Source organism: Anabaena sp. AL93, assembly GCF_001672085.1.
In the GTDB taxonomy this organism is placed as follows: domain Bacteria; phylum Cyanobacteriota; class Cyanobacteriia; order Cyanobacteriales; family Nostocaceae; genus Dolichospermum; species Dolichospermum heterosporum.
In genome coordinates this window covers 47,624-70,469 of record NZ_LJOU01000008.1, presented here as the reverse complement: position 1 = coordinate 70,469, position 22,846 = coordinate 47,624, and the positions used below count along the sequence as shown (strand labels likewise).

Sequence of the window (22,846 nt, the reverse complement as noted above, 5' to 3'; positions counted from 1 at the left end):
CCAGGACAAGGACTTCAATGTGTATCTTCTGGAATTCTTGTAGAGACGTTCCATGGAACGTCTCTACATTACCTGCCACCTAATGTCTAATTGGCTACGAATTTTCAATTTTTAATTGTTGAAGGTGGGGTTTGATTTTGGAATAAAGGGCGCACAATTAAATACCCAGCGGCAAAACCAGTTATCATAATGAATATAATGGTTATTGCCAGCCACCAACCATTTAAGCCTTTACCCTCAGACTTAGATTGGGGATAGTAGTTAACTTTCTGTTCTTCTATAAATACTGTTTCTGATACTGGTAAGTTTATATTTATCCTTGGTGCAGTAGACTCCTGATGACGGTTTTCAGAAGGGGTAGGTTTTGTTGATGTTTTTGGTCGGGGACGATTTGTTGGCTGACGCGGAGATTCTGCGGTAATAGTTGGTTTAGATGTGTGTTTTACCTCCTGATGATAATGAGGTGTCGGCTGAGGCTGAGGTGGGTAATTAACTTCATGATCAGATAGAGATGGTGCGGGAGAACTGGGTGATGGTGTACTAACTAGCTTTTGCAGTTCTAAGCAAGACTGAATCACCTTAGTAATTTCTTGCCGCAGTTGTTGATTTTCTTGGACTAATTTCTGATTATGACTGGTAATGACATCCAATTTAGATTGGACTGCTTGTAACTCCGCTGTCAACTCTCGATAAACGCAGAGGGGAACAGAAGGGGGGTAGTTATTAGTTGGTTGGCTATAGTGAGATCCTGTAGTTGTTTTCATGGAGATTTTAGTATCAAAATACGGTAGTTAGAGTAAGGGTACGCAAAACCAGAATATGATTATTTATGAGATTATGCCCAAGAATCATAGAAAAATGCACAAAAGGCAAAGATGGGGAAAAATATCAGGAGTCGAGAATGAAAAAAGAAGCAAGAAGGGTTAAATAATTAAAACTACCAGTATATTAACTGATTTTATGTAATTAATACAACGATTAATAAATAAATTTATTTGATCAATAATGGGAAAAAGTGTCCCACTGGTCCTTGTCCTTTGCCAATATCTAAGGAATAGGTAAGGGCATTTGTCACATATTCCTTGGCTATTTGCACTGATGTCCATAGGTCTTTACCTAAAGCTAGATTAGCAGCGATCGCCGCTGATAGAGTACAACCTGTACCATGAGTATTTTTTGTCTCTACCTGTTTCGTTGTCAAAATCTCCAATTGTTCCCCATCAAACCAAACATCAACACCCCGCAAATTCCCATACATTCCCCCACCCTTGACTAAAACAGCCTTAACTCCCAATTCCCTGTGGATAATTTCCGCTGCTGCTTGCATATCTGCTAAAGAAGTAATTTCTAACCCGCTTAAAATCTGCGCTTCATAACGATTTGGGGTAATAATAGCTGCTAAGGGAATTAGAGTATTCCGCAGGGTTTGTATGGCATCATCATCAATTAATTGCGCTCTTGTGCGTGATACCATCACAGGATCAACCACTAGATTCTCAATTTTATAAGCTGTTATTTGCTGGGCTACAGCCAAAATAATTTCTTGATTGAGTAACATTCCCGTTTTTGCAGCCTGTACACCAATGTCCTCTACAACCGCCTGAATTTGAGCGATAATAGACTGGGGAGCGATCGCATCAACCCTACTAACTCCCACAGTATTTTGGGCTGTAATGCAGGTAATAGCACTTGTTCCGTGAACACAGTGAAAAGCAAAAGTCCGTAAATCAGTTTGAATTCCTGCACCCCCACCACTATCAGAACCAGCAATAGTTAAAGCCACAGGCACGAAAGTTTTGTTTATTGTCATAATAGAGTTTAATTAACCATCTTTTTAAGATCATATTATCAATTACTTAAATAAAAAATAAAAATTGTAGGTTGGGTTGACAAAGGAAACCCAACAAAATTGCTAATTAATAAATTTCTATTTATCAGCTTGCAAAGAAGAAAATAGATTTTTCCAATCTAGATTATTAGCAATTATTTCACTCTCCTTAACTTCAAAAGTGAGATAACTTGCTTTTGGTTCTTTAATTGCTCTAACACAAATTTCCGCAACATCATCACGGCTAACTTTTCCTCTAATATTATCACCTTGCTCAAAAATTAACTCCTTCCCTCCTGCTGCTTCCGTCAAAGCACAAGGTCTAATAATTGTATAGGGAATACCACTTGCTTTCAGACTTTCTTCTCCTCGCAACTTCCAAGTTAAAATTCCTCCCAATTGGTCATTTAATCTGACTGCTGGTGGTTCTTCATCTAAATTAATTCCTGGTCTTCCAGGACGAGTTACCCCAGCAGAACTGATTAATACAAATTGAGGTAAAGTTTCCCCCCCATAAGCTTGAATGGAAGCAACTTCCAGCGCGAAACCCCCCGGATTAAATGCAGGATTTAAAGCACCATCATATTCAAACTTACTCAACATTAATTGCACAGAACAAACTTTGCTAATGTCCATTGGTGGACAGTCTTTAACAATTTTGGCACGAAATACGGGAACTAAATCTGTAAAAGGAATCTGAATATCTAGCCAAGTATTAGCAACAGTATCAAAAGAATAGCTATAACCAACACCATCCCAAGTTGACTCTGTGCGGATAAATATTTTATAACGTTGTCCATCACCTTTAACCCGCAATTTCACACCTTGATAGCCAGATAAATCCAGCAGAGGTGAAAAATTCTTAGTTCTCACCGAAGCAAACCCCCCAGAATTAGCAGTAGAAACATTACCTGTAAATACTGCTGTATTTTCCCTAATTTGGAAACTACTAGCACTAACACCCCCCATAACCACATCATCTAAAGCACCCCAGATATTTTTGATTTCATCTGATGGTTTCGTAAAATCAAATATCGGTTTTTCACCCGCAGCAACCAGATATTTTGCGGCCGCTGTTACTAAATTTTTCACACCTTGATATTCAACATTTTCTGGTGTATCCCCGACAATTTCCGGCAGATAAAATTTCACACCTTGATTATATTTTGCTCTATCGGGTGTATCTCCCTCCACAGGTTGAACACGCACTGACGTACAACAAATTACAGCTTGAATATTAGCCATAACTAAATTTGTCAAAGTCTCTGGTTTGGTAATATCTCCAACTACCAAATTAATATCATCACCCAAAACTTGCCGCGCTTTTTCAATATCCCGAACTAAACAGCGCACATTATAACCCTGTGTTATTAATTTCTTAACAACTCGTTTACCCACACCACCCGTTGCACCAGCTACCAGAATTACAGCCATATTTCCTCCTTGTTTTGGTCTATCTTGATAATCTGTGGAACTACCTGGAAATAATTTTTGAATCCAATTAAGAATCGGAAATACTTCAAAGTAAGTTAGGGTTTTAATAAACCTGCATAAATCCCATTGAGAGCGGTTGTTATTATTCATAGTTACGATTTAAACATGGTATTTTAGTGTTATTGTATCAATTTTTTGTAGATTTAGATCCCCGACTTCTTTGAGAAGTCGGGGATCTGGATAGCCAGATTACTATTTTTTGGTATAATGCTCATAGAATATGATAATTGTCGTGATGAGCCAATTTGCCAACGCCCAAGCTGAATATGAAAAATTTCCTGAAGAATTTACCAGCATTATTATTAGTACGGTAAATACACAAGGCATCCCTAATGCTAGTTATGCTCCTTTTGTGATGGATGATGACAAGAACATCTATATTTATGTGAGTGGACTAGCTACTCATACGCAAAATATTCAAAATCATCCTTTTGTAAGTGTTCTATTTATTGATGACGAAATTAAAACTAAACAGATTTTTGCTCGTCGGCGGTTAAACTTTGATTGTACCGCAAATTTGATAGAAAGGGAAACTGAAAAATGGCAGCAAATTGTTGATAAATTTCAGCTTCGTTTTGGAGAACTGATTTCTACATTACGCAATTTACCAGATTTTCGGATTTTGCAACTGACACCGAAGACTGGACGTTTTGTAATTGGGTTTGGGGCTGCGTATAATATTAGTAACGACAATATAAATCAACTTGTACAAATTACCAAGGATTCACTTTCATAATTATGCTGAAATTTCAACCTCCGGGTTTTGGTAGTAAATTCATTCATACATCTTTGGGGGCAATGGTTTATTATACCCAAATTAGCACTCCTTGGGAAAATACCAAAAATCAAGATTTACCACCATTATTGTTTCTACATAACTTTGGTGGTGGTGCGTCTGCTTATGAATGGTCAAAAATTTACCCAGCTTATGCGTCAAAATATCGAATTTTAGCCCCGGATTTAATTGGCTGGGGAAAATCTGCTCACCCTGTGAGAGATTATCAAATTGAAGATTATTTAACGACGATTCTTGAGTTCATTTCGCAAACTTGTGATCAACCTGTAACCGTCATAGCATCTTCTTTAACTGCGGCTTTTACTATTCGTCTGGCTGTTACTTATCCCGATTTATTCAACGCTTTATTTTTAGTTTGTCCTGCGGGTTTTAATGATTTTGGAGAAGGTGCAGGGAGAAGATTACCACTTTCTTTAATTAATACACCGTTAGTAGATAATTTAATTTATGCTTTAGGTGCAGAAAATGAAATTGCAGTGAGAAACTTTTTGCAGAGTTTTCTATTTGCTAAACCGGAAAGAGTGACACAAGAAATGGTGTCAGCTTATTTAAGTTCTGCACAAAGATATCAAGCTAAGTTTGCAGCTTTGTCTTTTTTACGAGGAAATTTGTATTTTGATTTGAGTTTATATATTCAACAACTTCAAGTTCCCACTGTGATGTTGTGGGGCGAAAATGCCCAATTTACAAATATGCAATTAGGACGACGGTTAGCAAATTTAAATACTGAGGCAATTCAGGGTTTTCATGAAATACCCGATACGGGAATTCTGCCTCATTTAGAAATACCAGCAGTTGTGATAGGAATTTTGCAAAAATACAACAAAACTGGAAAATTAGAAATCTAAAGGACTAAAATTATCTGTGTTCATCTGCGTTTATCTGCGTTTAATTCTGACTTCTTGTCCGCAAAAGGTTTACACCATCAAGAAAGTTGTAATATAGAAAAAGTAACATAGCTCTTCACTCACCACAACCAATGACATCAACTCTGCTGAAATTTCCACGCCTTAATGCACCTACGCTGCACTATTTACCCAACGGTTTGACGATTATCGCCGAACAAATGCCGATAGACGCGGTTAATCTTAACCTCTGGGTAAAAACCGGTTCTGCAATGGAGTCAGATGCTATTAATGGTATGGCTCACTTTTTAGAACACATGATTTTTAAGGGTACGCAGAAACTCATTAGTGGTGAATTTGAACGCCGGATTGAAGAGCGCGGTGCGGTGACTAATGCTGCTACTAGCCAAGACTACACCCACTATTACACCACAACTGCGCCTAAAGATTTTGCCGAATTAGCTCCTTTGCAAATAGATGTTGTTTGTAATCCGAGTATTCCTGATGATGCTTTTGAACGGGAACGATTAGTAGTTTTAGAAGAAATTAGACGTTCTGAAGATAATCCCAGACGAAGAATTTATCGTCATGTCATGGAAACCGCTTTTGATTCCTTACCCTATCGTCGTCCCGTACTTGGACCTGAATCTGTTATTTCTCATGTTAAACCGCAACAAATGCGAGATTTTCATGCTCATTGGTATCAACCTCAGTCAATTACAGCAGTGGCTGTGGGTAATTTACCAGTAGAAGAATTAGTAGAAATTATTGCGGAAGAATTTAATAAAAATTATCAACAAACGACCAATAAACTAACACAAACAGCAGCAATTCCTGAACCTGCATTTACACAAATAGTTCGTCGAGAAGTTGTTGATGAAACTCTCCAACAAGCAAGATTAGTGATGATGTGGCGAGTTCCTGGATTGATGGAGTTAGATGAAACTTATGCGCTTGATGTTGTGGCGGGTATTTTAGGACATGGGAGAACATCTAGATTAGTGCGAGATTTACGGGAAGAACAGGGATTGGTATCTTCAATTTCTGTGAGTAATATGAATAATTTATTGCAAGGTGTGTTTTCGATTTCTGCTAAATGTGATGTAGAAAATTTAGCGGCTGTGGAAGCAGGAATTATTCAACATCTTCGCAGATTACAAACAGAATTTGTCAAAGAATCAGAAATTGCCCGTGTTCAACAACGAGTAGCTAATCGGTTTATATTTGGAAATGAAACACCAAGCGATCGCGCTGGGTTGTATGGTTATTATCAGTCATTGATTGGTGACTTAGAACCAGCCTTTAATTACCCCCAATATATTCAAGCACAAGCAGCCACTGATTTAATCCAAGCTACAAAAGATTATCTGTCCCCAGATGCTTATGGTGTCGTTGTCATCAAGCCTGTTTAGTTAAACCTCATCGAAGATAAAAATCGTAGATTAGTTGTTAAACCCTTACAGTTAAGTAGGTGAACACAATAAAACCAAACTGTGTAAAGAAATGTAAAATCCCCCAAACCCTCTTCACTCTTGCCTTTTGCATGAGTGCCTCTTGCCTTGCCATAACGACGATTTTCAATGCTAACCTACTTACCCAAACTATCAAAGATAGTGAATTCAAAGTTGACCAAATCCCCGCCACTAATTTGAGATTTGCGGCTGCTGTGGCAACTTTTGGGATGATATTACGTGATTCTGAATACAAAGGGAATGCTAACTATGATTTGGTGATGAAATTAGCAACTCAAGGTCAGGGGGAAGATCAGGAGGGCTATCGGGGTGAGTTTATGCGTTTGGTAGAGAAATCTAGAAATTTAATGATCAAAAAGTGATGCAATACTGAGCAGTTAAGGAAATATAGTAATCTTATTTGATTTGTGATAGCGTAGCGTGCCGTAGGTATACATTGCAAGAGTCAGATCCCCGACTTCTTTAAGAAGTCGGGGATCTTATTGCTATAAAACCATCCTCTAGAAAGATGATCTATATCAGCAGGGGAAATAAATTAGTGACCATATCAACTCAGAATTAATCTCAATTAAATTGTGAGAAAAAAGAGATTATTTAACTTTTTAGGATTGGTAATAACAATAGCGATCGCTCTTATTAGTTGTCATAATTTGCTATTACCAAAATCACCCCCACCCATTACCGTCAAACTCAGTGGTTGGACAGGTAATCCCCTAGAACAAACACTGTTAAAACAGGTAATCCAAGACTTTGAAAGGCAGCAGTCCCAGATCAAAGTCAAATATGAAGCGATCGCCGATCAATATATGGATGTGATTAAAACCCGCCTAGTAGGAGAAGCCGCACCAGATGTATTTTATCTTGACGCTTTAGAAGCCCCTTTTTTAATGGGTCAGAATGTCCTAGAACCCCTTGATAAATACATTAACCCCAAATTTGACATCACAGACATAGAACCCAACCTCCTCAACAATTTTACCTACCAAAATCATATTTATGGTTTACCTAAAGACTATTCCACCCTAGCCCTATTTTATAACAAACAAGCATTTACTCAAATTGGTTTAACCAATCCACCAACCACATGGGAACAACTCCGTACCTATGCCAAACAATTAACAGGCAAACTGAATAAATATGGCTTTGGTGAAATTCCCGAATTAGCCCGTCAGGCATATAAAATTACAGCTTTTGGCGGAGAAATTATTGATAAAAATGGTTATGCTACCTTTGCCAATGATCCAGGTTTGCAAGGTTTAGAATTAGTCATTAATCAATATCAAAAAGACCGTTCTTCCGCTCAAAAATCTGATGTCGGTACAAATTCAGGGAGTGAAATGTTTGGACAAAATAAGGTAGCAATGGTAATTGAGGGGAATTGGGCAATTCCCTATTTGCAAGAAACCTTTCCCAAACTAGAATTTGCCACAGCAGAGATCCCTAAAATTAATAATCAGCAAGCAACAATGGTTTTTACCGTTGCTTATGTCATGAATAAACAAGCGCCCCATAAACTTGCAGCGTGGAAACTCATTTCCTACTTAACAGGTAAAGAAGGCATGAAAAAATGGACAAGGAAAGGATTTGCATTACCAGCCCGTAAATCAGTAGCACAACAATTAGGATATGATCAAGATCCTCTCAGAGCATCACTAGTAGCAGGAGTTAATTATGCTACACCCTGGCAATTAGGCAAGTATCCCGCCGCAATTATCAACAACTTTGATAATCAATTTATTAGTGTTTTGCTAGGACAACAACCATTAAAACAGGCAATGTTAAAAGCACAAAATACAGCCAACCAACAAATTCAGGTAGATATGTAGAGTTTGTAATTAAAATTTGTACCAGACTCTAATTTTTCTATTCCTTTCTTCCTTTGCGCCTACTCTTCGAGATCACGAAGCGTGATTGCGCCTTTGCGTGAGATATAAAAATGTGTTTCATTTACCAGAAAATCACTGTAATAGACAAATCAAACAAAATTTAACAGCTTATTTATTCATAACTCCCAGTATTTTAGTTTTAGGCACATTTGTAATTTTGCCTATTCTCTATGCCGTATTTCTTTCATTACACAAAGTGCAAATGCTAGGAGGGATTCATTACCAGTTTTTCGGATTAGGTAATTTCCAAAGATTGCTAACAGATGAAAGAGTAGGAATTGCTTTAAAAAATACCGCAGAATATGTAGCCATTGTTGTTCCCACTCAAACTATTTTAGCTTTAGGTTTAGCTGTAACACTCAATTCTGGCATTCGCGGGAAAAATTGGTGGCGAATTCTTTACTTTTTACCAACAGTCACATCTTCCGCCGTATTGACACTAATTTTTATGTGGATTTATAACACAAATGGACTCCTAAACAACTTTTTAGCTTTCCTAAAATTACCTATTTATAATTGGTTAGGAGATCCATCTGTTGCTCTTAAAGGAATTATGATCATGAATATTTGGTCAACAGCACCGTTTTTTATGGTGATTTATTTAGCAGCTTTACAGGACATCCCCCAAACCCTTTACGAAGCCGCAGAACTTGATGGTGCTAATAGTTGGGAACAGTTTCTTTATATTACCTTGCCTTTATTAAAACCGGTGACTTTCTTCGTCATAGCAATGGGGATAATTGGGACTTTTCAATTATTTGATCAATCTTATATATTTTCTGGAGGAACTGGTGGACCAAATAACGCTACACTCACCTTAGTTTTGCTAATTTATCAAACCGTATTTCGGAATTTACAGATGGGATATGGTGCAGCGATCGCTTTTTTACTAGCATCTGTAATTATTATCCTCACATTAATTCAGAGACAATTCTTCGGAGGTTATAAAATTTGAATAAAATCCTTGATATTTTCTGGTTTAAAGTTCTATTATATATCTTCCTCACAGTTTATGGAATTATCACCATAATTCCCTTTCTTTGGGCATTTTCCGCATCATTTAAGCCCCTTCCTGAAATCATTAGTGGTGAGTTTAATTTCATCCCCAAACATTTTACTCTTGATAACTACAAACAGATATTTCTGCAAGAACCTTTATTTTGGCGATGGTTATTTAATAGTGTAATTATTGGCGTTACCGTCACAATTTTAAACTTACTATTTAACTCAATGGCAGGTTATGCCCTAGCCAGATTACATTTTCATGGTAAAAGTTTCTGGTTCTTCCTAATTTTGACAGTCTTAGTAGTTCCAGCGCAAATTACCCTAATTCCCACATTTTTAATTCTCAAAGCCATCGGCTGGTTAAATTCATACCCAGGGATGATAGTTCCGAGTATGGTTAATGCTACTTTTATTTTCATGATGCGGCAATTCTTTGTTAATTTCCCTAGAGAATTAGAAGAAGCCGGTCAACTAGATAGTTTAAATGCCTGGGGAATTTTTTGGCACATAGTTTTACCTCTAGCCAGACCAGCATTAGCCGCACAAGCGATTTTTGTATTTATGGGCAGTTGGAATAATTTTTTACTGCCCGTAGTCATTCTTTTTGACCCAGAAATGTTCACCTTACCCTTGGGACTAAACACCTTTAAAGGTCAATATATCAGCTATTGGAACTACATTATGGCAGCCTCAATGGTATTCACCCTGCCCGGTTTAGCCATTTATGCCTTCTTTAACCGCTACTTAATTCAAGGTATTACCTTTACCGGTAGTAAAGAATAATTCCTCAAACTCTTCCTCTCTGCGCCTCTGCGCCTCTGCGTGAAAAAAAATTATCCCTTCCTCCCAACAGCAACACAGTAAATAGCCGCATGACGTTGCCCATCAATCCCCAACATAGCGTTTAAACTCATATCATGAAATCCACCGAGACAAAGACTGTCCAGCCCCAATTGCACAGCCATTAAACTTATGTTTTCAGCTTGATGACCAGCTTCCAACAGTGCAAAACGATAGCCTCGCGCTCCATATTTGCCCATTGAGCGCATAAAAACCGACGTGAACACAAACAGAGCATTGGCATTGACAATATAATCTTGCTGCAAAAATGCTTCTACAAAATCTGTTGGTACAGCATCATTCACCCAATGTAAACCGTGTCCGCGAGGTTCATAGTGATAAAGTCCGGCAACCAAACCCTCCACTGCTTGTGTAGATACGAACACCTCCAGGGGATACAATCCTCCCGCAGAGGGAGAGTTGCGAGCCTCATAGCATTGATTATCTACCTCACGCAGTCCATTGAGTCCACACCCTGCATCCAGTAGTTGCGCTAAGGAGACAAGTGGCATCACCTGATTTTCAAATGATCGCACAGAACTACGCCGTGCTAAAAGTTCCGACAGCGGGTTATCACGTGGTGCTGGTGGCAATTCCAGAAAGGGATCTTCTGGCAGATATCGCAGTTCAGTAGCCGGAACACGCTTGACATAACTTTTGGGGACTGGAGAGTTCAAATGATAGAGAAGAGCTAACTCCAGAGGTTCATTGACTGTGTGCATTGTTCTAATTTCCTCGTTTTAAGCCATCGGATGTGGGCAGGGATTCAAGTCATTTTTGGTACGTCGGACACCATAACCTAACCTTTCTGGGACTGCAAACAACCGTCGAGTTCCCAGTGGCTCTTGTCCATAACCAAAATAGATAGGAACTAATTCACTGGCTAAAGTCCGCACGACTCGGAAACCAAGAGAGGCGATATCAGGGGCGGTAATTTCCACGACATAAGGTTCAACACCCACTGAATTCAACTTGGCAACTACTGATTGCAAATTCTCCGCTTCTGATGCAGATTCGTAAGTTGGTAAATATTCAACTTGGCAGGATTGATGATGATGAAACAGGAAATCCAACTCACTCAACCGAGCCGTTGTATAGAAAAAAGCGCTGTGATCATCCAAATTCTGAACATCACTATATTGATGAAGATTAGCCCCAGCACCAGTTTTCATCCGTTCTATGTCGCCAAAGCGAGCCTGACAAACTTCAAAAACTGCCTTGTGAAAAGCCGTTGCTCCATCAAGATGACATCCCATACCAGTGGAAACAGCGGGACCTTTGCCCGAACGGTCAATTAACATAGCCATGAAAACTGGGACTTGAATATCAGTAATCAACTGGAAGACAACTAACTCAATGCCAAAGCGGGCATAGTGGCGGGCAATTTCCGTCTCAATTCCTGGCAGGTGGTCAAAATAGATGCGCGGAGCGGGGAGACGATTTAACCAAGTAATGATGAAAGCATCGCGTTCAATTAATTCGCACAAACCCCTGTAGGCTGCAAACTCCCAAGATGGTCCACTAGCCATACCGTTAGTAGTGACAGGTAAAATATGATCTCCTGGTTGGTTGCCATCCCAGTCTAAATAAACTAAAAACGCTGGAATTAAAACCTGTTGGTTAATAGATAAAGAAAGGGCATTGATCCATGAAGTCTGCGTTGTTGGCTCAAAGGCTGGGAAAGGAAAATTTGGATCAGAGTATTGTTGGTCAGAAAAAGGGGAAAAAACCGCAGGAGAAACGGCACGATTACCTAATTCTTCATAGTTACTAACAGTCAGTTGCCGATGATCAACAATACCACCGCAGTATCTTTCTATAGCTTCGCCCACAGCCCCAAAAATGGCTTGTTCATCCGTCATGCCTCTGCCGACACCGTAGCGTAAATCATCCTGCTGTTTGCGAAGCTGGAAATTTGCTAATTCGGCTTGCCACAAAACCGGGAAATCGAACTCTGTATAAGGCTTGGTGAATCTATCTAAGGATCGAATAATGCCAGTATGGGGGCTGACTAAATCTTGCCAGCGGGGACTGGCGATCGCCCCTGGTACTGCGCTCTGCGAAATCGCTGTATTCACTGTGTTCTCTCCTATCTCCTATCTTTTTCCGTTCCCTGTTCCCTGTTCCCTATTCCCTTTCTTTGGTGAACAATGGGGACAACCTGGTTTCTTGAGAACAACATTGTGAGTCAGCTTTGTACCAAGTAAGTCTATATGTAGTAATTTTCCGTCAGTAGCCATAGGTAGACCGAGCATCATCTTCACCGCATCAAGAGCCATATAACTTCCCACCAACATCTGACCTATTGGTAAATTTTCCCGTAGTCGTGGTTGAGAACGCCGTTCCCGGTTGAGCAACTGTTCAACCGCCAATTCCGCCTCTGGAAACTTAGAACAAGCCATAGACCGCATCCGATAGCATAGATAACAGGGTCCATCCTTGGCAAAAACCAGTGGACCGACATTTCCCTCAATCCCAGCCGCCCCACCCGGTAGCAATGGGCGCTGCATCTTCAGGCATAGTCTATTTAGACGATAGGCTAGATTTACAGATACGGCATCAGTAGCAACAATCACTAGATCAACATCCGCCAACAAAGGATTGATGGTTGTATCGTCATTTAAATTATCTGTAACAATCTCAGTTTGAGTAACTCCACCAATGGCTTCAATTTGTCGAGCCGCTTCCACACCCCGAAAAGCACCAATTTTATTCAATACTGAGCCTGACATCATCAAGGAATCCGACGGCAGGATACAGGCATCATCGCACAAACGGACAAAACCAATACCAGCAGTAGCCAGATTAATTGCTGCTATCAGTCCCGAACCTCCCAGTCCAAAAACAGCAATCCTGGCATTAGCTAAGTGTTTCCGAGCATCTTTTTGGTTAAAGCCTAATTCATGATAAAGACTAATTTGAGGCAGTAAATAAGCACGACTATCTAAATCATCTGGATTTTCCAAAGACTCTTCCACTAGGCGATTGTCCATCAAAAACTCTAAACATTGATTTAGAGAAGAATCGGTCAATTGTTCGCCAATAGCATCGCGGATTTCTCCTATTGTGCGAGAGCCGTCTAGTAAAGGTAAAACAATTTTTTCTACATTATGCAAAGCGTGACCCTGTACTCTCAGGGTTCGCCGTGTCGTATTAAATATCATACTTTCTTCGCCACTGCAATCTGCCGGCATTACATTAATGACAACGTGTTCTAGTAGCCGGAGCCGCTTACCATCATTTAATTTCATAGACTTTATTGCAAAAATTGAATCCTGCTATCAATAGCAATTAAAAGAATTAAAAACCCTGTTTTTGCTAACAAAAAATATTGAGAAAAAACAGGGTTTTTATTACGCTTTTTCAGCCAGATGTTGGGTATCTAAACTCAAAAAACTCGGTTTCTTGAATTACTGAATTGCTGTTCTATCTCTAGGTTTAGTTAGTATCCAAATCCAAGTTCATCAGTGTCTTCCAACACACTTGATACTGTTGCATGACATCCTCCACAACCACCACAAGGTCTACCACAACCACCGCAAGGTCTACCACATCCACCACAAGGTCTACCACATCCACCACAAGGTCTACCACATCCACCGCATCCACCACAGCCACCGCAATGAGCAAACCATCTTTGGGTGGTTTCAGAGTCAAATACTCCCGACATTGCTAATTTTTCTAAAGTTGCTATTTCCTCCTCAGACAACAGAAGTTTCTCTAATTTGTCGGCTTGATCTACCAAACGCATTTCTATTGTTGGTTGATTCAGTGTTTTTTCTGCCAGCATTGTCACTTACTCCTTTTAAATTGAATTCAATAACCTGTTTGCACATCTGTATTTGAGTTTATGAAAAGCTGTGATGATTTTTTGAGTCATTCAGTATTCACAAGTTTGAAGAATAATCAAAAAATCAAGCAATCACTAATGCCTAACTATTATCCCGATACAGATATAGTTAAAAAGCATGAAGACTCATTCTTAAGATTTCACTAGTCCACAAAAGAGCAAAACCAATTTATAATCAATGCGGGGAAGTATCAGATGAGATTTATATTTCGTAAAACCTTGTCTTTTAGGAAAATTGCTCTTGTCAGAATTGCCAATTATGTCTTCATTTGCTTATCCAACTTCTACAAGAATATCTTTTTCTAGACAATTTTCTTCTTTCTTGAGTAGTATTATTTTATCTCTTAATAGATTCAGGCTCAATTTATAAAATTGTGCTAATGATGAATCAAATTCTTATAATTCAAAGTAATTTTGTAGTTAAAGCCAATTTAAAATAATGCTCATAGGTAGGTGAACACAATAAAATCAAAGTGTGTAAAGAAAAGTAAAATCGCCCAAAGCTTCTTCACTCTTGCATGATTGCCTCTTGCCTTCCCATAACGACAATTTTCAATGCTAACCTACTTAGCTGATTTAAAAGCGTAGTTCTATTTCTTTATAGTTACTCCTTTAGTAAGATTGTCAGACAGCATACAGTTGAAAAATTTTAAAATATTCATCCTTAAGAAGTGGAGAACAAAAATTTTCAAAAGTAAGATATTAAGTTAATAGACAGCAAAATCCGAAAAATCTCTGATAAATTTGCTAGTAAATGATTAAACTTCTCCGGTAAAGATTGTAGAGACGTTCCATGGAACGTCTCTACAAGGGTTTCAAACTACGCACTAAAAGGGATGAAATTTGATCACTGCATATTTTATTTTTGAAGAATCTCTCCCAAGTAATAAATCTAGTTATTACTTAGAAAATATCAAACTTTTGGAAATCAGGGAATTATCTAACAGCTTATAAAAAAAATCAGGGTTAATTAATGAGTGATTTAAGAGTTTGGGTGGAAGATTATAGTAGAGTTTTATGGCGTTCCTTACCCTTGTTATGGACAGCAGCACCTCAAGAAATGGTGTTTTTGATTGCTGTAACCTTATTGCAAGGGTTTCTTCCTGGGGTTAGTGTTTGGATTACCAAACTAGTGGTAGATACTGTCGCTACAGCCTTAACAACTGGTAAAGCATTAGATGATTCAATTTTGTGGCTTTTAGTAGCAGCATGGGTGGGAGCTTTGCTATTAGAAAACCTTCTCTATCCTTGGATATTGGCACTTCAAGGAAATCTCAATGATAAATTAGCGGCTCACATTAGTTTATTATTAATGCGAAAAGCTGATAGTTTTTCGGACTTGAGCCGATTTGAAGATCCTGAATTTTATGATGAGTTACAAATTCTTCAACAACAAGTTAGCTATAAACCCTTAAACTTAGTTGAAAATTTGGTGGAATTAAGCCGCTCATTGATTACTTTAATCGTGGTAATTGGGCTATTAATTCCCCTGGCTGTTTGGATACCATTGGTAATTGCGATCGCCACTATACCCCAGATCGTAGTTTCTTCCCAATATGGTAGAGAGATTTGGATCACTTTATTTGAAAACAGTCCCCAATCTCGGAAAATGCAGTATTACACGACAGTAATGCTCACTGATACCTATGCCAAAGAAATCAGGTTGTTTCAGCTAGGTACATTTTTTATGCAGCTTTACGGGCAAGCATTTCAATCTTTACATCAATCTATGCGTCATCTGCGAGGTAAACAAGCATTTTGGTCATCTAGTTTAGCTATTCTCAGTACATTAGGAAACGGATTTTCTTTCTATTGGGTAGTCAAGCAAGCTTTTAGAGGACAGTTAAGCCCAGGAAGTGTCCTTTTATTCGTACAATCATTAACTTACTTCCAGAATAATTTAGAAAGATTTGTCAGTCATTGGTTGGATTTATTCGAGAATATTATCTATATGCAGCAGTTTTTCAACTTTCTCGACAGTCCCACCCCAATGGTATTGAACATACCTGGAGAAAAAATCCCCACTCCGATTCGTGCAGGTATTACCTTTGATCAAGTTGATTTTCACTACCCAGATGGTAGATTAGCACTCAAGGATATTTCCTTTACCCTTTACCCAGGACAAACAGTAGCCATAGTTGGAGAAAATGGCGCAGGTAAAACCACTCTAGTTAAGCTATTAACCAGGCTCTACGACCCCACCACAGGACGGATTATCGTTGATGGTATAGACCTGAGAGATTTGAACTTAGAGCAGTGGCGGCAGCAAATTGCGGGGGTTTTCCAAGACTTTGGACATTACTCGCTCACCCTGGGAGAAAATATCGCATTAGGAAACCTAGCCGCCCTAGAAAATCGAGAAATTCTCAGATATGCAGTAGAAAAAGCCGATATCGTCAAACTAGTGGATGATTTTCCCAGTGGAGAAGATACACAATTGGGTAAACAGTTTGGCGGTACAGAACTTTCTGGAGGACAGTGGCAAAAATTAGCTCTAGCTCGTGCCTTTGTCCGCCAAGAAGCCCAACTACTCCTTCTAGATGAGCCTACCGCAGCACTAGACCCCCGCAGCGAGTGTGATTTTTACCTACGCTTTGTGGAACTAGCGGAAGGGAAAACTACCATCCTGATTACCCACAGATTAGCCTCAGTGCGAATGGCTGACCGCATCTTAGTCCTCAAAGATGGTCATTTAATTGAAGATGGCACTCACCAAGAACTTTTACAACTGGGAGGCGAATATACCGCCCTCTGGAATATGCAGGTAGAACAGTACGGAGTGTAATACAAAAAAACTTAATTCTAGGACTTACGCAGAAATCATCTTCCACTCTCATTTCTCTGTGTCCTCTGCGCCTCTGTGGTTCGTTATTCCATCAGTCATGAACATCAAAAATCCGATTCCTTGGCTCATTGGGCTGACTGCATTTGGTTTATCTGGAATGGGTATTGCTTACTTCAGCCATTGGTATCAACCCAGCAAAAAAGATATTACAGATTTAACAGTCCCTGTGACTACCAGCAACTTAAACATTAAAATCAAAACCAATGGAGTCGTGCAACCAGTTCGCAAAATTAACATTAGCCCAAGAGAAGCCGGTCGAATTGCCAAACTCTATGTAGATGAAGGTAGTTCTGTCCAAAAAGGACAATTAATCGCAGAAATGGAGCGTCAAGCCTTTCAAGCCCAGGTGAATCAGTATCGAGCGCTGTTATGGAAGGCAAAAGCCGAATTACAAGAAAAGCGTAAGGGTTATAGACCAGAAGAAATTGCGATCGCTCAAGCTGATGTACGTAAGTATACAGCCCAAGTCCGGGAAGCTGAATCTCGCTTGGTATTAGCCTCTCAACGAGTTAAGCGTAGGCAATATCCTGTATCTCAAGGAGCAATCTCCCGTGATGAACTAGATGCGGCTTTAAATGAAGAAAAGAGTGCTAAAGATAACTTAGAACAAGCTAAATTTAGTCTGATATCTGCCCAACAACAACTGAAAAAACTACTTTCCGGTTATCAAACTGAGGAAATTACCAAAGCTGGTGCTGAAGTAGCTCAAGCAACTGCCCAATTACAATTTTACGAAAATCAGTTAGAAAATACTTTCATTCGCGCTCCTTTCGCTGGCTTAATCACCCGGCGTTTTGCCCAAGCGGGGGACTTTGTAACTCCAAATACTTCTGTTTCTACTAATGAAGGGGGAACTAGCGCCTCCATTGCTGAATTATCCAGTGGTTTGGAAATAGAAGCTAAAGTTCCCGAAGTAAATATGGCGCAGATTCAGAAAAATCAGCCTGTAGAAATTCGCCTTGATGCTTTTCCTGATCAAGTTTTTCAAGGGAAAGTCCGTTTGATTGCCCCCAGAGGAGTTAAGGAAGAAAATGTCACATTTATGCGAGTCAAGATTGCTTTGGCAACGGGTCAAGATAAACTCAAGGTAGGGCTAAATGTGAAGTTAACTTTTCTAGTAAATGACATTCGCAATGCTTTGGTAGTTCCTTCGGCTGCTGTGGTTTCTGGTAAAGAGGGGCAAGTGGGTGTATTGTTACCAGACAAGGATAATCAAGCCAAATTTCATCCGATACAGGTAGGAATTACTTCTGGTGATAAAACGCAAATTTTGGGCGGACTTTCTGAGGGTGAACGGGTTTTTATCCAACCACCAGCTAATCAATTAATTGATGGTGTTGATCGTCCTATGGGATCTTAGGGATTTCTAATTAAAAAAATACTTAAATAAACGAACCACAGAGACACAGAGAACACGGAGGAATGAGAGTTTAAGAAATTTTTTGCTTTAGGTGGTTGGGTGTTTTTTATTTGCAGGTTTCTTGGTGTAAGGAGTCAGCAGAAGAAATTTATCTTTTTATCGTTTTAAATTATGAATTTGCTAGAAAGTGTGAACATGGCTTTTGCAACTCTCGCTGCTAATAAACTCCGTAGCGGACTAACTATGCTGGGAATAATTATTGGCAATGCTTCTGTTATTAGTATGATTGGGATTGGACAGGGCGCACAAAATCTTGTATTGGGCAAACTTGAGGCTTTTGGCGCAAATCAACTCACGGTATATAGTAATTTTGAAGATGATGAAGGCATGAAATTTCCTGATGCCCAATTGGTGTTATCAGACGCAGAAGCAATTAAAGCTCAAGTTCCTAGTGTTAGCAAAGTTGCTCCTATAGATGAGCAGAAAATGCCAATTAGCTTTAATAATAAATTAACATCCACAACTGTTAAAGGAACTACGTCTGATTTGCTCGCTGTGCAAAATCTTGTTCTTGCCACTGGTAGAATGTTTAATCAAAAACAACAGCAACAACAGGCTCAAGTCACTGTTTTGGGTGCAGAAACTAGCCGCAAGTTGTTCGGTGATGAAAATCCTGTGGGACAAGAAGTGATGATTAATAATATCTCGTTTCAAGTTATTGGTTTATTGCAATCAAAGGGTGCATTTGCTGGGGAGAATTTGGATCAAACTGCAATTGTCCCACTGACAACATTTGCTAATAGATTAGTTGGACGTAGATCAATATCTGATATTCCTCTCAGTTATATTTTAGTGACTGCCAAAAATAGAGATAGTGTTCGCGCGGCAGGTTTTCAAATTACTAATATTCTGGCTCGACTACATGGTAAAAAAGATGTGGCTGTTTTCGCAAATAAAAAGTTTCAAGAATTGGTAGTTCAGGTGACTAGTATTTTATCTTTATTATTAGCTTTAATTGCTGCCATTTCTTTGTTAGTAGGTGGAATTGGTATTATGAATATTATGTTAGTTTCTGTGACTGAACGCACTCAAGAAATTGGTTTACGCAAGGCAGTTGGGGCAACTCAGAATGATATTTTAGCGCAGTTTTTAATTGAGGCAATTATTCTCTCTCTTTCTGGCTGTTTGCTGGGGATAATTTTAGGAGTTGGGGGAACTATCCCCTTGGCATTTTTCACGCCTTTAACTCCTCAATTTCCTCTATATGCGATCGCTGTGGCTGTGACAATATCTGGTAGCATAGGCTTAGTTTTCGGTGTCTTTCCCGCCCGACAAGCTGCTATGTTAGACCCCATTGTCGCCCTCAGAAGTGGCTGATTATCTTAACTCCTGCTGTAATTCTGCCCGATAATCAGCTTGACAATGATATTGGGATAATTCTTTCCAGTTGAGTACGGCTTCTAACAAGTCCTGATAACCCAGTGTGTTGGGGTGCAGTCCGTCACTGGTGAGGCGATCGCTTCTCCATCCTTGACTCCGCTGCATCCATTGATCAAAAATATCTAAATAGGGAATTTGTCTTTGTTCACAAGCTTGTCGTGTTGCTTCTTTGTAGCGGTATTGGTCGGCATGATTATAGAATAAACAATCAAGGAAGGGCATTTTGCTTTCGTCTACGGGAACCATCCCCACAAACAGCACGGGGCAGAGTTTTTGAGATTGATCCAGCAATGTAGCGATTTCTGATTCAAACTGACTAAAATCTGTGTAATTTCTGCCGTTAGGACTTCTTAACCGAGGTGTATCGTTAACACCCACAGACAAAATAATCAAGTCAGGAACACGATTGCGGATTTCTCCCCGGTGACGAAATTCTGCTTCTAAACGTTGGCATATTTGTTGTGTGCGATCGCCCCTTACCCCCAAATTATAAAGCACATGACCCACACTGTCCGGTAACATCCACCACCGTCGCAATTGTTCCACCCAACCGCCTTTCTCTGGATCACCGTATCCATATACTAGGCTATCCCCCAAGGCGACAATCTTTAAAGGTTGACAAAGTTTTGGCGCTACAGATATTTGCATTAAGGTAGAAGTCGGAAAACTTGGCATTTCAAAAAGTAATGTAATGGATATTTCCAGAATATTCTATATATTTTTACACTATTACCACAAAGTAGGGGCGCAGGGCCTGCGCCCAATCATTGATTTTTTGCATTTCCCCAATTATAAATTAATTGGTAACACACTATAACTACCAAAAATTTTCAAAATTTCCGTATAATTTCGCAACTCTTCCAAAGCAGATTTCATAATTTGTGCATTTACATCTGCTTCAATATCCAAATAGAATAAATATTCCCCTAAAGAACGTTTTGTCGGACGCGATTCAATCCGACTCAGATTAATACCCAAATGAGCAAATACTGACAATACTTTCATTAATGCACCTGGTACATTGGCTGGCACGCTAAAGGCTAAAGATGTATGAGTACAATCAACGGGATGATTTTCTTCCCTGCTTACTACCCAAAACCGAGTGCAGTTTTCTGGATAATCATTAATCCCTCTGGCAAGAATAGGTAAATTATACAATTGTGCCGCCCGACTAGAAGATATAGCTGCTGTAGTGACCTCTTCTTCTAATCCCTGTAGTGCTTCAGTGGTTGAATTTCGGGGAATTAAATTGACATTTGGCAAGAACTGTGATATCCATTCTTGACATTGCGCTAACGCTTGAGGATGAGAATAGACAGTTTTAATATTATCTAAACTTGTGGCATAGGAAATTAATGTATGTTGGATTGGTAAAACTAAAGCTAATTGAATTTTTAAATTTCCTAATTGCCATAAGCTATCCATTGTCATGTTGACACTACCCTCAATAGAATTTTCCACCGGAACAACAGCTATGGCTGCTCGTTTATCGGCGATTGCTTGTAGGGACTGAGCAATGGTAGAATATGGACATAATTCAAAGCTTCTTTGAGAATTAATATCCGAATGGGCTTTTAACCAGTTGAGATAAAAAAAAGCCGCTTGTTCGGCATAAGTTCCTGGCGGACCTAAATGAGCGATTTTCTGGTTCATGCTGTTAAATTTGGCGAATTTGATGAATAATAAATTAAAAGTTAGATTTTTGGCAATTCAAATTGTTAAAAAATATTACAATTAAAAAACAAATGGTTTAATTTGCTCATGGTTACTAAGTTTATTGCCTCTCAATCGGTGGAAATTTCCCTTCCTAAGCAATCTATTCCTATTCAACACTACCTGCGGCAGCCTCAACGTTTAGTCAATGCCTTAGCTGATAATACAAGAATTCAACAACTTTCTGAAGAAGGTTTTCGATTAAAAATGCGTCCTCTGTCTTTTATGTCACTGAGTATTCAGCCGACTGTAGACATGAGAGTCTGGGCAGATGCCAGCGGTACAGTTTATTTGCGATCGCTCGGTTGTGAGATATTGGGTTTTGAGTATATTAACGAAAGGTTTGCACTGAATTTAAAAGGCTATTTGTCACCAGTTCAACTCAATGGTGAAACTTACTTGCAAGGGAAAGCTGATTTGGAAGTTTTAGTAGACATACCGCAACCATTTTCCTTTACACCCAAATCAATTTTAGAAACTACAGGGAATGGATTGCTCAAAAGTGTATTACTAACAATTAAGCAAAGATTGTTACATCACCTCTTAGCAGATTATCGTCATTGGGTAATCTCACAAACTCAAAATAACGAAACTGATCATAACATCACTGATAGCGGTAGTGTGGCGCAAGCCATATTACCAAGTTTAAATTTTGAGTAGTTTATGGAAAAATAAGGCAAATTTGGCAATTGTTCTCAAAAACTGGAAATCCAAAATCTCAAATCCAAAATCTCAAATCTCAAATTATTTGGCAGGGACGAAAAGAGCGACGATGTAAAGATGAAGGTCCGTATTTTTGAAGTGCGAGTAAATGACGCGGACTTCCATAACCTTTATTTTTTTCTAGATCATACAGGGAATATTTTAACGCTAACCGTTGCAGCAAATCATCACGCCAAACCTTTGCCATGATACTAGCTGCGGCAATATTAAGCGATCGCTCATCACCTTTGACAACTGTTTCTTGAGGTATTGGCAAATTCTTCACCAACTGATTACCATCAATCAAAAACAGTTCCGGCTTTACCCGCAACTTCAAAACAGCCCGCTTCATAGCCAAAAGAGTCGCCTGTAAAATATTCAACTCATCTATTTCCTTCGTTGTAGCATAACCAATTCTCCAATCTACAGCCAACGTGGCAATTTTTTGAGCCAGTTTAGTTCTCCGAGAACTAGACAACTTTTTACTATCCTTAATGTTATCTAACATCAGTATTGATAAAGCGTCTACTGGTAATATAACTGCCGCCGCTACCACAGGACCAAATAAAGCGCCCCTACCTACCTCATCTACACCCCCAACTGCACCCTGCATATTTGAGTAAGTAGAAAACTCTAACCAACTCGAATTATCCCAGGATGCAGGTTTAATGTCTGCCATTGTCTAAACTATGATTTGTTTGATTTATTTGATGTAGATGATTAATCGGAACTATGATTTATCTCATTGATTTGATTTACCTGATTGATTC

The 22,846-nt window shown here is 39.1% G+C and carries 21 protein-coding genes; 11 read left to right on the top strand and 10 right to left on the bottom strand.

Annotated features, from left to right (window positions below):
• Positions 1 to 104 precede the first annotated feature (104 nt).
• The 3 genes from AN486_RS03565 to AN486_RS03555 all read right to left on the bottom strand — a co-directional run bounded on the left by AN486_RS03565 (position 105) and on the right by AN486_RS03555 (position 3,412).
• Positions 105 to 764, bottom strand: coding sequence for a hypothetical protein (locus AN486_RS03565; protein ID WP_053538881.1), 660 nt, complete (start codon positions 762 to 764; stop codon positions 105 to 107).
• A 227-nt stretch (positions 765 to 991) separates the two neighbouring features.
• Positions 992 to 1,810, bottom strand: a complete 819-nt coding sequence (gene thiD, locus AN486_RS03560) for a bifunctional hydroxymethylpyrimidine kinase/phosphomethylpyrimidine kinase (protein WP_053538880.1) — start codon at positions 1,808 to 1,810, stop codon at positions 992 to 994.
• Between the two features lie 117 nt (positions 1,811 to 1,927).
• Positions 1,928 to 3,412, bottom strand: coding sequence for a CIA30 family protein (locus AN486_RS03555; protein ID WP_290599323.1), 1,485 nt, complete (start codon positions 3,410 to 3,412; stop codon positions 1,928 to 1,930).
• A 145-nt stretch (positions 3,413 to 3,557) separates the two neighbouring features.
• Here AN486_RS03555 and AN486_RS03550 point away from each other — a divergent pair, with 145 nt between their 5' ends.
• The 7 genes from AN486_RS03550 (at position 3,558) to AN486_RS03520 (ending at position 10,109) form a co-directional block, all read left to right on the top strand.
• Positions 3,558 to 4,058 carry a HugZ family protein gene (locus AN486_RS03550; RefSeq protein WP_053541241.1) on the top strand — a complete coding sequence of 167 codons (501 nt, stop codon included), beginning with the start codon at positions 3,558 to 3,560 and terminating at the stop codon, positions 4,056 to 4,058.
• 2 nt (positions 4,059 to 4,060) lie between these two features.
• Positions 4,061 to 4,966 (top strand): alpha/beta hydrolase, encoded by a 906-nt coding sequence (locus AN486_RS03545; protein WP_053538878.1) that lies wholly within the window; start codon positions 4,061 to 4,063, stop codon positions 4,964 to 4,966.
• Between the two features lie 131 nt (positions 4,967 to 5,097).
• A complete protein-coding gene (locus tag AN486_RS03540; RefSeq protein WP_290599320.1) occupies positions 5,098 to 6,375 on the top strand; it encodes a pitrilysin family protein in 1,278 nt (425 codons plus the stop codon).
• A gap of 131 nt (positions 6,376 to 6,506) precedes the next feature.
• Complete coding sequence (locus AN486_RS03535; protein WP_290599318.1) at positions 6,507 to 6,797, top strand: YfbK domain-containing protein; 291 nt, start codon at positions 6,507 to 6,509, stop codon at positions 6,795 to 6,797.
• Between the two features lie 213 nt (positions 6,798 to 7,010).
• Entirely contained in the window at positions 7,011 to 8,261 is a 1,251-nt protein-coding gene (locus AN486_RS03530) for an ABC transporter substrate-binding protein (protein ID WP_290599316.1), read from the top strand.
• Between the two features lie 112 nt (positions 8,262 to 8,373).
• Positions 8,374 to 9,276 (top strand): carbohydrate ABC transporter permease, encoded by a 903-nt coding sequence (locus tag AN486_RS03525; RefSeq protein ID WP_290599314.1) that lies wholly within the window; start codon positions 8,374 to 8,376, stop codon positions 9,274 to 9,276.
• Positions 9,273 to 10,109, top strand: a complete 837-nt coding sequence (locus AN486_RS03520) for a carbohydrate ABC transporter permease (protein ID WP_053538873.1) — start codon at positions 9,273 to 9,275, stop codon at positions 10,107 to 10,109. Before AN486_RS03525 ends, AN486_RS03520 begins: the two co-directional genes overlap by 4 nt.
• Before the next feature lie 50 nt (positions 10,110 to 10,159).
• On the opposite strand, the gene AN486_RS03515 is transcribed toward AN486_RS03520, so the two are convergent.
• The 4 genes from AN486_RS03515 to AN486_RS03500 form a co-directional block, all read right to left on the bottom strand.
• The gene (locus AN486_RS03515) at positions 10,160 to 10,888 is read right to left on the bottom strand and encodes a SagB/ThcOx family dehydrogenase (protein ID WP_053541240.1); all 729 of its coding nucleotides are present in this window, start codon (positions 10,886 to 10,888) and stop codon (positions 10,160 to 10,162) included.
• Between the two features lie 18 nt (positions 10,889 to 10,906).
• Entirely contained in the window at positions 10,907 to 12,244 is a 1,338-nt protein-coding gene (locus AN486_RS03510) for a YcaO-like family protein (RefSeq protein ID WP_290599312.1), read from the bottom strand.
• A gap of 18 nt (positions 12,245 to 12,262) precedes the next feature.
• On the bottom strand, positions 12,263 to 13,417 hold the full coding sequence (locus tag AN486_RS03505) for a TOMM precursor leader peptide-binding protein (RefSeq protein ID WP_053538871.1): 1,155 nt from the start codon (positions 13,415 to 13,417) through the stop codon (positions 12,263 to 12,265).
• Positions 13,418 to 13,608: 191 nt separating this feature from the next.
• Complete coding sequence (locus tag AN486_RS03500) at positions 13,609 to 13,956, bottom strand: hypothetical protein (RefSeq protein ID WP_053538870.1); 348 nt, start codon at positions 13,954 to 13,956, stop codon at positions 13,609 to 13,611.
• A gap of 1,033 nt (positions 13,957 to 14,989) precedes the next feature.
• Between AN486_RS03500 and AN486_RS03495 the strand changes: the two genes are divergently transcribed.
• The 3 genes from AN486_RS03495 to AN486_RS03485 all read left to right on the top strand — a co-directional run bounded on the left by AN486_RS03495 (position 14,990) and on the right by AN486_RS03485 (position 19,598).
• A complete protein-coding gene (locus AN486_RS03495) occupies positions 14,990 to 16,801 on the top strand; it encodes an ABC transporter ATP-binding protein (protein WP_290599309.1) in 1,812 nt (603 codons plus the stop codon).
• 97 nt (positions 16,802 to 16,898) lie between these two features.
• On the top strand, positions 16,899 to 18,221 hold the full coding sequence (locus tag AN486_RS03490) for an efflux RND transporter periplasmic adaptor subunit (RefSeq protein ID WP_290599307.1): 1,323 nt from the start codon (positions 16,899 to 16,901) through the stop codon (positions 18,219 to 18,221).
• A gap of 171 nt (positions 18,222 to 18,392) precedes the next feature.
• Positions 18,393 to 19,598: an ABC transporter permease gene (locus AN486_RS03485; RefSeq protein ID WP_027401440.1), complete on the top strand. Its 1,206-nt coding sequence runs from the start codon at positions 18,393 to 18,395 to the stop codon at positions 19,596 to 19,598.
• Here the strand turns inward: AN486_RS03485 and AN486_RS03480 are convergent, their stop codons facing one another.
• Both AN486_RS03480 and pheA read right to left on the bottom strand, forming a co-directional pair.
• Positions 19,599 to 20,336, bottom strand: a complete 738-nt coding sequence (locus AN486_RS03480) for a GDSL-type esterase/lipase family protein (RefSeq protein ID WP_053538867.1) — start codon at positions 20,334 to 20,336, stop codon at positions 19,599 to 19,601. It lies immediately after the preceding gene.
• Positions 20,337 to 20,450: 114 nt separating this feature from the next.
• Positions 20,451 to 21,314, bottom strand: a complete 864-nt coding sequence (pheA, locus tag AN486_RS03475; protein WP_053538866.1) for a prephenate dehydratase — start codon at positions 21,312 to 21,314, stop codon at positions 20,451 to 20,453.
• Positions 21,315 to 21,422: 108 nt separating this feature from the next.
• Between pheA and AN486_RS03470 the strand changes: the two genes are divergently transcribed.
• Positions 21,423 to 22,034: a DUF1997 domain-containing protein gene (locus tag AN486_RS03470; protein WP_053538865.1), complete on the top strand. Its 612-nt coding sequence runs from the start codon at positions 21,423 to 21,425 to the stop codon at positions 22,032 to 22,034.
• A 79-nt stretch (positions 22,035 to 22,113) separates the two neighbouring features.
• On the opposite strand, the gene AN486_RS03465 is transcribed toward AN486_RS03470, so the two are convergent.
• The gene (locus AN486_RS03465) at positions 22,114 to 22,755 is read right to left on the bottom strand and encodes a ribonuclease HII (RefSeq protein WP_053538864.1); all 642 of its coding nucleotides are present in this window, start codon (positions 22,753 to 22,755) and stop codon (positions 22,114 to 22,116) included.
• Positions 22,756 to 22,846: the final 91 nt, after the last annotated feature.

What these genes read in the sequence shown, in the direction of transcription:
- AN486_RS03535 (WP_290599318.1), top strand. Translation starts at nt 6,507, where the DNA reads ATGAGTGCCTCTTGCCTTGCCATAACGACGATTTTCAATGCTAACCTA.
- AN486_RS03490 (WP_290599307.1), top strand. Translation starts at nt 16,899, where the DNA reads ATGAACATCAAAAATCCGATTCCTTGGCTCATTGGGCTGACTGCATTT.
- pheA (WP_053538866.1), bottom strand. Translation starts at nt 21,314, where the DNA reads ATGAACCAGAAAATCGCTCATTTAGGTCCGCCAGGAACTTATGCCGAA.
- AN486_RS03565 (WP_053538881.1), bottom strand. Translation starts at nt 764, where the DNA reads ATGAAAACAACTACAGGATCTCACTATAGCCAACCAACTAATAACTAC.
- AN486_RS03505 (WP_053538871.1), bottom strand. Translation starts at nt 13,417, where the DNA reads ATGAAATTAAATGATGGTAAGCGGCTCCGGCTACTAGAACACGTTGTC.
- AN486_RS03540 (WP_290599320.1), top strand. Translation starts at nt 5,098, where the DNA reads ATGACATCAACTCTGCTGAAATTTCCACGCCTTAATGCACCTACGCTG.
- AN486_RS03485 (WP_027401440.1), top strand. Translation starts at nt 18,393, where the DNA reads ATGAATTTGCTAGAAAGTGTGAACATGGCTTTTGCAACTCTCGCTGCT.
- AN486_RS03555 (WP_290599323.1), bottom strand. Translation starts at nt 3,412, where the DNA reads ATGAATAATAACAACCGCTCTCAATGGGATTTATGCAGGTTTATTAAA.
- AN486_RS03465 (WP_053538864.1), bottom strand. Translation starts at nt 22,755, where the DNA reads ATGGCAGACATTAAACCTGCATCCTGGGATAATTCGAGTTGGTTAGAG.
- thiD (WP_053538880.1), bottom strand. Translation starts at nt 1,810, where the DNA reads ATGACAATAAACAAAACTTTCGTGCCTGTGGCTTTAACTATTGCTGGT.
- AN486_RS03545 (WP_053538878.1), top strand. Translation starts at nt 4,061, where the DNA reads ATGCTGAAATTTCAACCTCCGGGTTTTGGTAGTAAATTCATTCATACA.
- AN486_RS03515 (WP_053541240.1), bottom strand. Translation starts at nt 10,888, where the DNA reads ATGCACACAGTCAATGAACCTCTGGAGTTAGCTCTTCTCTATCATTTG.
- AN486_RS03470 (WP_053538865.1), top strand. Translation starts at nt 21,423, where the DNA reads ATGGTTACTAAGTTTATTGCCTCTCAATCGGTGGAAATTTCCCTTCCT.
- AN486_RS03500 (WP_053538870.1), bottom strand. Translation starts at nt 13,956, where the DNA reads ATGCTGGCAGAAAAAACACTGAATCAACCAACAATAGAAATGCGTTTG.
- AN486_RS03480 (WP_053538867.1), bottom strand. Translation starts at nt 20,336, where the DNA reads ATGCCAAGTTTTCCGACTTCTACCTTAATGCAAATATCTGTAGCGCCA.
- AN486_RS03495 (WP_290599309.1), top strand. Translation starts at nt 14,990, where the DNA reads ATGAGTGATTTAAGAGTTTGGGTGGAAGATTATAGTAGAGTTTTATGG.
- AN486_RS03550 (WP_053541241.1), top strand. Translation starts at nt 3,558, where the DNA reads ATGAGCCAATTTGCCAACGCCCAAGCTGAATATGAAAAATTTCCTGAA.